The following is an 11,933-nucleotide window of genomic DNA, read 5'->3' on the forward strand; positions in this document are numbered from 1 at the left end:
TGCTACTAATGAAACTAAAAACAGCGGATTACAGATTGTTAAAAACAAAAATAGTTGCTAAATACATACTTTTAGCGAAGTGAGTAGGTTGTTGTATACTCATTACTCTACTTTTTTCTTTTAATAGAGAACTCAAAAAAAAACGTTTTCCCCCTTACTCAAATCCGGATCAGTCAACAAGGCATATAGCGCTAGCCTATCGGCGCGCCATATGCTTAGTTATTATCATAAGTTATATTGATGATTTATAGTTTTTTATACTAACCATAAAAATATCACCATAACATTTTAGAAAGAGGGGTATATTTAGTAATTTGCAATCAACTTCATTGGGATGATTTCTCTCCTGTACTTATAGTCAAAGTAGGAATTGTAAAGTTTTATTTTTAATACGTGAATAATGGCAGTTTTAGATAAAAAGTCATCACAACAACTAATTGAGTTAGAGGATAAGTACGGAGCCCATAATTATCACCCACTACCCGTAGTTTTGAATAGGGGAGAAGGTGTATTTGTTTGGGATGCGGAAGGAAAAAAATATTATGATTTCTTAAGCGCGTATTCTGCTGTAAATCAAGGGCATTGTCATCCAAAAATTGTAGAGGCAATGGTGAATCAGGCAAAAACGTTAACATTGACTTCTCGAGCATTTTATAACGATAAGCTTGGTGAATATGAGAAGTTTGCTACAGAATATTTTGGTTTTGATAAGCTATTACCTATGAATACTGGTGCAGAAGCTGTAGAGACTGCATTAAAACTTTGTAGAAAATGGGCGTATGAAAAGAAAGGTATTTCAGAGAATGATGCTCAAATTATTGTTTGTGAAAATAATTTTCATGGGAGAACAACAACAATTATTTCATTTTCTAATGATCCTGTAGCCAGAAAAAACTTTGGCCCTTATACTGATGGATTTATCAAAATAGAATATGATAATTTATCAGCTCTAGAAGAAGCATTAGAAGGTAATAAGAATGTTGCTGGATTTTTGGTAGAGCCTATTCAGGGAGAAGCTGGAGTATATGTTCCTTCAGAAGGGTATTTGACAAAAGCAAAAGCTTTGTGTGAAAAGCATAATGTATTGTTTATTGCAGATGAAGTACAAACGGGAATAGCACGTACTGGTGAATTATTAGCTGTTAATCATGAGAATGTTAAGCCTGATGTATTGATTTTGGGTAAAGCATTGAGTGGTGGCGCGTATCCTGTTTCTGCGGTGTTGGCAAATGACGCTGTTATGGAGGTTATCAAACCAGGGAATCATGGAAGTACTTTTGGTGGTAATCCTGTTGCTGCAGTAGTGGCAATTGCTGCTCTAGAGGTAGTAAAAGATGAAGAACTGGCAAGAAATGCATCAGAACTTGGTGAGTTGTTTAGATCAGAGATTAATAAGTATATAGAAGATTCCAAAATAGTAAACCTTGTTCGTGGTAAAGGTTTATTGAATGCTATCGTGATTAATGAAGATGAAGAGAGCGAAACAGCATGGAATATTTGTGTTGCTCTTAAAGAAAATGGACTTCTTGCAAAGCCTACACATGGTAATATTATACGTTTTGCACCACCATTGGTAATGAATAAAGAACAATTGTTGGATTGTGTATCAATTATCACGAAGACATTAAAAGACTTTGAATAATATATTTGATTAAATAAAAAAGGAGGCTATTTTTAGCCTCCTTTTTTATTCACTAAGTAAGTATAATACTCCGACAGTAGTATAATGTTATTGATTCATTATTTCTCCCCAAGGCATCATGGCGGCTCCAATAAAAATAAAATAAGCTATAATGATTAAAAAGTATAGTGCGCTAAGAATAGTTCCTATCAATGCACATACTCTACCAGCTTTTAGATTTTCATATCCAATATATAATTCTGGGTTTGCTAAATATATTTCTTTAGATTTTTTGGCTATTACTAATGCTATAATACCAAATATTAATCCGAGTATTCCATAGCAAAAACAGGTTACTATAGAAGCTATTCCGAAAATTAATACTAGAGTAGCATTAGGTAGTTGTTGTTTGTTTTCCATATTGGTATATTAGAATTTTATAATATAATTTGCAATAATAAGTATACTATTTAAGATATAGAAGAATTGTAAAGTTTTAGCTCCATTTTTTAACTTAAAAAAAAGATGTACGATTAGATAGCCAAGCATAACTAGTAAGGGGATAAGTGCTGGATACATCATTAAAGAAGCAGTTATATCTCCCTTTATAAGTAATATGAAACTTCGTTGAAGTCCACAACCTAGACAATCTATACCAATCATTTTTTTTGTTGGGCATTGTAGAAGGTGATTTTCTAGATAGTTGATAATAGATTCCAATACTAAAGTTTTAACAAATTTAAAAAGAAAAACTGCTCAAGATGATACCCTGAACAGTTTTCTTTTACAATAATTTATAGAGGAACTATGCTCCTGCTGATCTTTTCATTTCTTCTATCATTTCCATATACCCATCCATACCAACGGTTGCAAATAAGATAATAACATATATTAAGTAGATGATACTTAATATAAGTCCAATAATTGCTAGTATTTTACCTGTTTTTACATTGCTATATCCATCATACAGCTCTGGATTTTCAGTATATAAAACATTTGCTTTTTTTGCTAATACCAAAGCTACAATCGCAAATATAATTCCTAAAACCCCATAACAGCAACACCCTACTATTGATAGGATACCAAATACTAAGATAAGAGTTGAATTGGGTAAAGTTTGTTTTTCCATAGTGTGATTTGATTAGTTTAAAAAATAATTCATTTTGATTATATAACTTATAATAATTGTAAGTACTGATATGATTATTAAGCCTAGTTTAATAATTCTGTCATTTTTAAAAGGGATAAAAAAATTAAAACAAATAAAAAGTAATAAAATAAACAAAGGATATATTGCTGGATACATATGAAATGCAACAACAAATTCACCTTTTGCAAATAATACAATAGAACGTTGCATACCGCAACCCAAGCAATCTATCCCTAATAGTTTTTTATTAAGGCAAGGAAGCATATATTTTTCCAATAGTAATGATTTAAGTACTTTTTGTTTGCAAGATACATAATTAAGTTATTTTATTATAAGGTATAAAATCTATTATTTAATACTTTTGCGATTCTCAATATGGAGTGATTGATATATAAAGAAGTATTAATTAGTTATAATAGTTATAAGATAATAAAGTATAATACACAACATGAATTACAGTAAGGTCAAAAAAAAAGTAAGTATACTTTTTATTCTTATAGGTGCTATTGCGATTATAAGTGAGATTTCTTCAAATGAAAAAAACTATTATATACAGAGTGCTGGATTGGTTTTTTTGATGCTTGGAATTTTTTGGGTAAATACCAATGTAAAATCAAAAACAGAAGTTAATTCTGAACAATACATTGAAGAGGAAGAGTAGTTATGATTAAGATTGGAGATATTGTATCTGTTATAGATGATCCTATAGACGGTAAAGTTATAAAGGTTACACCTGAAGAGGTTGTTATAGAAACTGAGGATGGATTCGAAATGACTTTTTTTATACGAGAAGTTGTAAGAATTAAATCAGGAGAGATGATTATTCCTTCTTATGAAGAGGTAAGTAAAAATTTGCAACAGAAAGAGGTTTTTAAAAAAAGACCTAAAAGAACTGTTACAAAATCAAAAGAACGTACGATTCCTCCTATGGAAGTGGATTTACATATCAATAAATTGATAAAATCTACAAAAGGAATGGCAAATCACGATATTATAAACTTACAGTTAGATACTGCAAAAAGACAGTTGGATTTTGCTATTAGTAAACGTATCCCTAAAATTGTCTTTATACACGGAGTAGGACAAGGGGTATTAAAAGAGGAGCTTAAATACCTCTTTGGTAGATATGATAATATACGAATTTCTGATGGTGATTATAAGAAATATGGGTTAGGTGCAATGGAGATATATATTGTACAAAACCCAAGGTAATCGTTTTTTTAGTACGTTACTTGTACTATTCTAAAGTAATTTCCTCTGTACCTACTATTAATGATTCTACAGTTATTGGTGTACCAGTACCTTCTAGAATAATGTTTTTTAGTGTATAAGTTCTACTTACTCGCTCTTTACCTTCTACAGGAGCTAATTTTTTATAACTAATTTCTATAACACCATTAGTACTTTTAAGTTCTCTGGTTGTACTAATACTACTTGGAATAAGGTTGTTGCAAAATGTTTCTATTACGTTTGGTTCAGGTATTGTATCGCTAAATTCTCTGTAAGTTATTATGTTACTGGTAGTATTTAATGTAATTGTAATAGGTGTATCTTCTGATATATTTGCTAATACAGGTATAACATCAAAAGTTTCATCTGTAAAGTTTAATGAAATCGCTTTATTTCTATCTGTTGTATTTACTTTATAAATAGTAAATGTATTAGGGGTAGTTTCTGAGCAGGTTTTTATGTCGCCCGTAAAATCAATAGATATATCGGCTTCTATAGTATCACTACCTAAAACTAATACTTCATTACGAATTGTACGACCATCACCTAGAAGAGTAGAGTTGAGAACAGTTAATGTTCGGATATATCTTTTTTGAGTATTTGCAGTAGGATCTAATTCAGAATAGCTTATTTCTAAAGTTCCATCAGAACTTACCAGTTCTTCAGTAATTGTACTGTTACTGGGAGGAATGATTGAACAAAAATAATTTGAAGTAATAGTGTTTTCAAACTCTCTGTAAATAAGTTGATTACTGTCTGCGTTTAAAGGTATTGTTGTTGGTTCGGAAATAGAGATGTCATTGGTTTCTGGAGTGATATCAAAAGTAGTGCTAGTAAAATTCATCGATAATGCACTATTGGTATTATTATCAACTTTGAAAAAGACAAAGGTGTTTTTACTATCATTAAAACAATTTTGTAATTCTGCTGTAAAATTATTGATATCATTTTCAATTATATCTCCTTCACTACAAGCAGATAGTATAACAATAAAAATTACGAAATAAGAAATTTTATTTATCATAATATGAACTATTATTTTTTGGTAGTTATAGGAGTTGGTACATCTATAAAACCGAAAGAGAAATTTTTGTCTTTAAAAATTTCGTTATTACCATCAAAAGCAAGATTGTTTACAGATACTGTGGTTCTAAAAGTTGTTTGTACAGTATTATCAAGCTTTGGTTCTACAGTAACTGGAGTATTGGTTGATTGAGCGTCTAGGTAAAAAGGAGTTCCTGATATAGGATCTCTATCATCTCTTGGGCTTCCATCACCATCGGCATCTTCAAATCGAGTTAAAATACCATCATTATCATCATCTTCTTCTAGATAATCGGGTATATTATCTTTGTCTGTATCTCTGGGGTCATCATTATTAGCAATCTCATTAGGTAATTCTACACTTGTAAGAATATTATCATTATCATCGTCTTGATCTTTATAATTAGGAATCCCATCCCCATCAGTATCATCGTCATTTAGATCACCGTTTCCATTTATGTCTTCATCTTCCGCAGGTATTCCATCATTGTCATCTTCTAGACTAATTTCATTCAGAATTTCTACAGTACCTTGAACCCCTTTAAGTTCTTCTTCTATAGCAATTTCACTAGAGGGTACGTTTGAGCAAAAATAAGTACTGGTAACAGCAAGATTAAAGTTTCTGTAAACTAGATTACTATTGTCCTTACTTAGTTCGATCGTTATAGGTGTTGATGTAGGAATTGTATCAGAATAAGTTTCATTAACGAAACTAAATGCTATAGCCTCATTATTATCTTTATTAATTTTGAAAAAGACGAACTCGTTTTGTTTAGCACCTTTGCAAAGCTCTAGAGTAGCATCATCAAATTCAAAACCAGTAATTATAATATCACCATCATCACAAGAGGAAAGGCCTAGTAGAAGAAAAAGAAAAGAAAAATATTTTGTCACTTTTTTTTAATTTAATTTGGGATATAGCTTATTATATTTCATTCGTATATAAAGACGAGAGAAAAACTAAAATGTTTTAACATTTTGAGACAAAAGTAAAGGAATTGAAAGATTATAACACGTCTGGTTGAAAATAATTTTATTTAGATTAGTTTTGTTTCCATAAAAATTAGGAATATTGCAAAAAGACGATGTTCTTTTTGTTAAAAGTCTTGATTAATTTGTTTAAACACCTAATTATTTTGTTTTATGCAAAAGGTTTATTTTGATAGTGCGGCTACCACAGAGGTAAGACCGGAGGTTATTACAAGAATGGTTTCTGTACTAAAAGAAGATTTCGGAAATCCTTCTTCAATACATAGTTATGGTAGATCAGCCAAAAATCATATTGAGCAAACTCGAAAAAATATTGCTAAATATTTAGGAGTGAAAGCTTCAGAAATTATATTTACTTCAGGAGGGACAGAAGCTGATAATCTCGCAATAAATAGTGCAGTTAGAGACTTAGGAGTAAAACATATAATTACTTCAAAGGTAGAGCATCATGCAGTATTGCATACTGTACAGGAGATAGAAAACCGTACTGAGATAAAGGTGAGTTATGTAGATATAAATACTGATGGAAGTATCGATTATAAACATTTAGAATCATTAGTAAGCACTTCAGAAGAGAAGGTGTTGGTAAGTCTAATGCATATCAATAATGAGGTAGGTACTATTTTAGATATTCAAAAAGTTGGTAATTTGTGCAAAGAGTATGGTGCACTTTTTCACAGTGATATGGTTCAAACCATAGGCCATTATGATGTTGATCTAAGTACATTGAATGTTGATTTTACTGCGGTAAGCGCTCATAAGTTTCATGGCCCAAAAGGTATTGGTTTTGCTTACATTCGTAAAAATTCTGGGTTGAAGCCTTTGATTTTTGGAGGAGAACAAGAAAGAGGGTATCGTGCAGGAACAGAAAGTGTGCATAATATTGTAGGAATGGATGAAGCATTACGATTATCATATGAAAATCTGGATACAGAAAAGGAATATATTGCAGGTTTAAAAAAATATTTTATTGATTTGTTGAGTACTGCAATTGATGGAGTAAAATTTAATGCAAGTTGTTGTGATTTTGATAAAAGTACATATACTTTGATTAATGTATGTCTTCCTATCTCAGAAGAAAAATCAGGGATACTATTGTTTCATTTGGATATTAATGGAGTTGCTTGTTCAAAAGGAAGTGCATGTCAAAGCGGAAGTGGTAAAGGGTCTCATGTGCTAACTGAGATACTATCTGATGAGGATTTAAAAAAGCCATCAATACGTTTTTCTTTTTCAAAATATAATACAAAAGAGGAGATAGCATATGTGGTAGAGGTTTTGAAAAAATTTATAGAAGAAGAATAGTGAATTCAGGTTTTTTAGTTTTAAAATTTCATTCCTAGGCGTACATTGAAAACTCTGGGGGTCAAGAAATTTGGGATAGCATATTGTCGTCTACTAGCTGCATCTCTAACAAAGGTGTTGGTGATGGCATTTTGATTATCAAAGATGTTATAAATTTCACATCCTAGATATAGTTCTTGAAACACATTAAGAAAATGACCCTCTTTAAGTCTTTTATTTTTATCGACGATGAGATATGAAATACCTAGGTCGGCTCTTCGATAATCTTTTAGCCGTGTTAGATAATTATATGGGTCTGCATAACTAGGAGAACCACCCGGAACTCCTGTTTGGTATACCATATTCAAATACATTTTTAAACTAGGTATAGTGGGGACATAGTCTTGAAATAATACTCCAATCTTTAATCGTTGATCTGTTGGTCTAGATATATATCCTCTATCATCAATATTTTCTTCGGTTTTTAGATACCCAAAACTAACCCAACTTTCTGTTCCAGGTACAAACTCTCCGTTAAGACGTACATCAATTCCCTGTGCATATGCTCTGGCATTGTTTCTGGCTCGATACCGTATTCTTACATTTTCTATGGTATAAGGGTTTACATCTGCTAGTTTTTTATAATATATTTCTGTAGTGAGTTTAAAAGGCCTTTTCCACATAGAAAAACTATAATCATTACCTAGCACAACATGAATAGATTGTTGTGCTTTTACATCGGGTTGTACAATTCCCAAAGAATCTCGTAATTCTCTATAAAAAGGAGGTTGATGATATATTCCTCCTGAGGCTCTGAAAATCATATCTGTTTTCCAGTTAGGTTTTAATGCAATTTGAGCTCTTGGGCTAAATACAATTTGAGAATCTGAACTATTAACAGTACTTCCTGCAATATTCCAGTTATGTGCTCTTATTCCAATATTGGCCCATATTTCATTTTCTTTTATATTGGATCGTATACTATATTGTGCAAAACCTGAGATTCTATCTATTTTAGTGTCATTTGTAGCTCTTACACTGGTAAAAGGTACAATCGGGCTTACATTTGGCGTATATGGCTGATCATTTATAAGATCTAATATTGGAGGTCGTATAGAAAAACCAGCAGAATCAATAACCTCATATTCTTGTAAACGATCTCTGATATCTTCTGTAGTATATTTGATCCCCCAATCAAATTGATGTTGATCTATAGTATATGTTCCTTTGTGTGCTATATTAAGTATTAATGCATCAAGGTCATTTCTAGCATGTGTTAATTGAGAACCTATGCCTTCACTAAATGTTACTTCTCCTAGATTTTCGCTACCAATATCTGTATTGACTGTTCCTAATGAGTAATAAGCAAGAATGTCATAATATTCTTGTTCTTGAGTATGATATCCAGAGGTAATTAGTTTAAGAGTTAGGCGATCATTAACATTATATGTTCCTTTTAAAGCGCCAAAATAGGTAGAGTACCTATCTTTTTCCTGTCCGTTATACAAGACAGTTAGTGCTTGTACAGATTGTAATGTGCCAAAATTGACTTGTTCTTCTAGGGGTTCGTAGTTGTATCTATTAAGCGATACATTACCTAAAAAACCTAATTCAAATTTATCAGAGAAGCTGTATGATAGATAGGTTTGTACATCAGCAAATCTGGGTCTAAAATTGACTTCTGTGTTTTTAGCATTTACCAATAAACTATTATCTCTATATCGTAGCCCTGCAATCGCAGAGAGTTTTTTGTTTTTAGAAATTCCACCAGCAGATACACTTCCTCCCAAAAGACTAATATCTGCAGTTGCTCCTAGTCTTGTTGGTCTTTTATAAGTGATATCTAAAACAGAGGAAAGCTTATCCCCATATTTAGCTTGAAAACCTCCTGCCGAAAAATCGACATTACGTACCAAATCAGTATTTACAAAGCTTAATCCTTCTTGTTGACCAGATCGAATTAGAAAAGGGCGATATACCTCAATTTCGTTTACATATACTAGATTTTCATCATAGTTTCCTCCACGTACAGAGTACTGTGTACTTAATTCATTATTAGAACTTACTCCAGGTAAACTTTTAAGGAGCCCTTCAACACCTGCATTTGCAGAAGGAGTTGTTCTTATAGTTTCAGGATCTAATGTTGTAATTCCTTCTACAATTTTTCTTTCTCTACCAGAGATAATAACTTCACTTATTTGCTCAACATCAGCTTTTAATACTGGGTTGAATTCATATTCTTGATTTTTTTCAAGCCGAATTACGAACTGTACATTTTTTAGACTAATATGTGATATGCTTATTTCAACTTCTTGATCGGCAGGGATACTTAGTTGGTAAACACCATTTTGATCAGATTGAGTACCAGAGGTATCATAAGAGATATTGGCTCCTTGAACAGGAGTTTTGTTTTCATCAAGGATTACTCCTTTTAATATTGCATCTTGAGCAATAGAAAAGTTGTTAATTGCTACTAAAAAAAATAAGGAAAAGAAAAAATTAGGTTTCAAGAGATAAGAGTGTTTTAAGGTTTTCTAAAGAATGTAGTTTCAAATGTTGCTCTGTTATTCACCTTATCTAACACCACAAGTTTAAAATTATTTTCTGAACCTGCGATAATTTTATCATTAAAATCATAAACTAGCATGCCTGTTTTATAATCATATTCTAATAAGATGAATTTACCATTAATAGTACCTCTATAACTTTTTATTCCAGATTCAGAATCATTAATCTTAATTTTTAGATGTGTAGCATCAGACAACCATTTATTATCAGAAACATTAATAGGAACGATAGTTGGTTTTCGGATATCACTAAATACACCATATGTTCCAAAGGTTCGTGTCCTGGTAGATAATCTATTCCCTCTTTTGGAAGTTCTGGAATAATAAGATTTTTTGGAACCATTTATTCGACCGATATAAAGCTTTTTTTTATCAGCTTCTTTATATTTAGAAACATCAAAAGCTAAAGTCATATTTTTATGTAATGGGGTTTTGTTATTATGGATTTTAGCAGTTTCTCCACTTACAGATATATCTAGGTATGTATCATGATATAAACTCCCTTTCTGAATTAAAAGATCAAAAATTCCAGAACTATATGTGTAATTCTCATTTGCTTTGGCATACTCTTCTGTTGTTATGTGTTCTTTCTTGGTTATAGACTCTGTATGTTTTCCTTGGATAGGTACTTTGATTACTGTGGTATTGTTTTTATAATCTTTTATGTGAATTATATAATTATAAGAGAGGCTATCTTTGATAGTTAAAAAACCATTATTTGTTTTCTTTTTGTAAATAGTCAGCGGATTGTTTTTTTCTACAAAAAGTTTGGTAATTCTATTTCGGTGTTCTTTGAAATATGAATAATCGATCAATCTATTTATGTATCTGGTTTCACCAAAAGAAAAACGATTCATTTCTATTTTTAAATTTTCTTGACCATTGATTTCTGTGATAATTTTATAAACACCATTATTATTTGCTGCAAGATCCTGTTTGTCTATGGTTGATACACCAAAACCAATCTTGTCATAAGCTGATATACTTTCAGCCTTGTAGCTTCCACCTTCTAGAGGAGTAAGTTTTAATTTAACAGGTTTTTGAGTTTGGTTTACATGTGCATTTTTACCAAAGCTATATGCCCAAAGACTCTGTATGATTGGCTTTTTGGTATCTTTAACTTCTATGCCAAAAATCATTGGATTCATAGGCCTAGCTCTTGGGTCTCTGATCTCAAAATGTAAATGTGGCCCTGAACTACCTCCTGTATTACCACTATAGGCAATAATATCACCTTGTTTTACATTTAGAGTTCCTGATTTAGGAAAAAGTTCTATTTGATAAGATTCTTTTGCGTATTGTTTTTCTTTTACAAAAGCTTCAATTTCTGGAGAGAAATTTTTTAAGTGTGCGTATACAGTAGTATATCCATTTGGATGAGTAAGATATAGCGCCTTACCGTAACCGCCATGTGAAACCTTTATTCGACTTATTCTTCCAGCAGCAGCAGCATATACTTTTAGACCTTCTTCCCCTTTGGTTTTCATATCTAATCCTGAATGAAAATGATTGGACCTAAGTTCACCAAATGTTCCAGAAGCTACTACTGGGATATCAAGAGGGTTTATGAAATAGTCTTTAGGTAGATTCTTTTGTGCGTAACCAAAGGAAAAACCGAATAAAATAAAAGTTATAATTTTTCTCATATAAAGAAGGGGTACTGTTATAGATTTTTAATTGAGCTTATAAAGCTACTTATTTTTTAATAGATTATATCATTTTCAATGCTTGATTAATAGCATTATTCAGGTATTCACCCGAAATAATTTTTGTACAAACTTTGTTAACATTAGTTTTCATGTTCTGCTACTCTTCTGGAGATATGTTTTCTAAGAGACCATTTAATTCCTCGTGGTTGCCAATAGTAAAGCAATATTGATGTCTGTAATAAAGGAGCTAATGGCTACTTTATATAGTAAACATAGTAATCCTACTTTGTCATCTTAGGTTTGATTGTTCTTTTCTTGGTCTCTTAGTAGTTGTTTGATGTATCTTTGATGCTGTTCAAGAATTAGATTTATAGCTAATTGCGGAGTTTCTATTTTAG

At 31.4% G+C, this 11,933-nt stretch carries 12 protein-coding genes; 4 read left to right on the plus strand and 8 right to left on the minus strand.

The features are described from left to right. Positions 1 to 400: 400 nt before the first annotated feature. A complete protein-coding gene (gene rocD / locus CVD18_RS19185; protein WP_103867123.1) occupies positions 401 to 1,642 on the plus strand; it encodes an ornithine--oxo-acid transaminase in 1,242 nt (413 codons plus the stop codon). Between the two features lie 87 nt (positions 1,643 to 1,729). On the opposite strand, the gene CVD18_RS19190 is transcribed toward rocD, so the two are convergent. From CVD18_RS19190 to CVD18_RS19205, 4 genes are all read right to left on the minus strand, one after another. After that, positions 1,730 to 2,041 carry a CCC motif membrane protein gene (locus CVD18_RS19190; RefSeq protein ID WP_103867124.1) on the minus strand — a complete coding sequence of 104 codons (312 nt, stop codon included), beginning with the start codon at positions 2,039 to 2,041 and terminating at the stop codon, positions 1,730 to 1,732. A 9-nt stretch (positions 2,042 to 2,050) separates the two neighbouring features. Then, complete coding sequence (locus CVD18_RS23540; protein ID WP_103867125.1) at positions 2,051 to 2,341, minus strand: DUF2752 domain-containing protein; 291 nt, start codon at positions 2,339 to 2,341, stop codon at positions 2,051 to 2,053. Between the two features lie 85 nt (positions 2,342 to 2,426). Next, on the minus strand, positions 2,427 to 2,750 hold the full coding sequence (locus CVD18_RS19200; RefSeq protein WP_103867126.1) for a CCC motif membrane protein: 324 nt from the start codon (positions 2,748 to 2,750) through the stop codon (positions 2,427 to 2,429). A gap of 12 nt (positions 2,751 to 2,762) precedes the next feature. Further along, entirely contained in the window at positions 2,763 to 3,035 is a 273-nt protein-coding gene (locus tag CVD18_RS19205) for a DUF2752 domain-containing protein (RefSeq protein ID WP_199185110.1), read from the minus strand. Between the two features lie 184 nt (positions 3,036 to 3,219). Here CVD18_RS19205 and CVD18_RS19210 point away from each other — a divergent pair, with 184 nt between their 5' ends. Continuing rightward, positions 3,220 to 3,432 (plus strand): hypothetical protein, encoded by a 213-nt coding sequence (locus CVD18_RS19210; RefSeq protein ID WP_103867128.1) that lies wholly within the window; start codon positions 3,220 to 3,222, stop codon positions 3,430 to 3,432. 2 nt (positions 3,433 to 3,434) lie between these two features. After that, on the plus strand, positions 3,435 to 3,983 hold the full coding sequence (locus CVD18_RS19215; RefSeq protein ID WP_103867129.1) for a DNA mismatch repair protein MutS: 549 nt from the start codon (positions 3,435 to 3,437) through the stop codon (positions 3,981 to 3,983). Positions 3,984 to 4,008: 25 nt separating this feature from the next. On the opposite strand, the gene CVD18_RS19220 is transcribed toward CVD18_RS19215, so the two are convergent. Continuing rightward, complete coding sequence (locus CVD18_RS19220; protein WP_103867130.1) at positions 4,009 to 5,025, minus strand: hypothetical protein; 1,017 nt, start codon at positions 5,023 to 5,025, stop codon at positions 4,009 to 4,011. Between the two features lie 11 nt (positions 5,026 to 5,036). Next, positions 5,037 to 5,939 carry a hypothetical protein gene (locus CVD18_RS19225; protein WP_103867131.1) on the minus strand — a complete coding sequence of 301 codons (903 nt, stop codon included), beginning with the start codon at positions 5,937 to 5,939 and terminating at the stop codon, positions 5,037 to 5,039. Between the two features lie 249 nt (positions 5,940 to 6,188). On the opposite strand from CVD18_RS19225, the gene CVD18_RS19230 reads away from it, so the two are divergent. Further along, the gene (locus CVD18_RS19230; protein ID WP_103867132.1) at positions 6,189 to 7,340 is read left to right on the plus strand and encodes a cysteine desulfurase family protein; all 1,152 of its coding nucleotides are present in this window, start codon (positions 6,189 to 6,191) and stop codon (positions 7,338 to 7,340) included. 20 nt (positions 7,341 to 7,360) lie between these two features. Here CVD18_RS19230 and CVD18_RS19235 read toward each other — a convergent pair whose 3' ends face one another. Both CVD18_RS19235 and CVD18_RS19240 read right to left on the minus strand, forming a co-directional pair. Beyond that, entirely contained in the window at positions 7,361 to 9,829 is a 2,469-nt protein-coding gene (locus CVD18_RS19235) for a carboxypeptidase-like regulatory domain-containing protein (RefSeq protein WP_103867133.1), read from the minus strand. A gap of 14 nt (positions 9,830 to 9,843) precedes the next feature. Next, a complete protein-coding gene (locus CVD18_RS19240) occupies positions 9,844 to 11,532 on the minus strand; it encodes a M23 family metallopeptidase (protein ID WP_103867134.1) in 1,689 nt (562 codons plus the stop codon). Positions 11,533 to 11,933 lie beyond the last annotated feature (401 nt).

Origin of the sequence: Aquimarina sp. I32.4 (assembly GCF_002924285.1) — a bacterium.
In the GTDB taxonomy this organism is placed as follows: Bacteria; Bacteroidota; Bacteroidia; order Flavobacteriales; family Flavobacteriaceae; genus Aquimarina.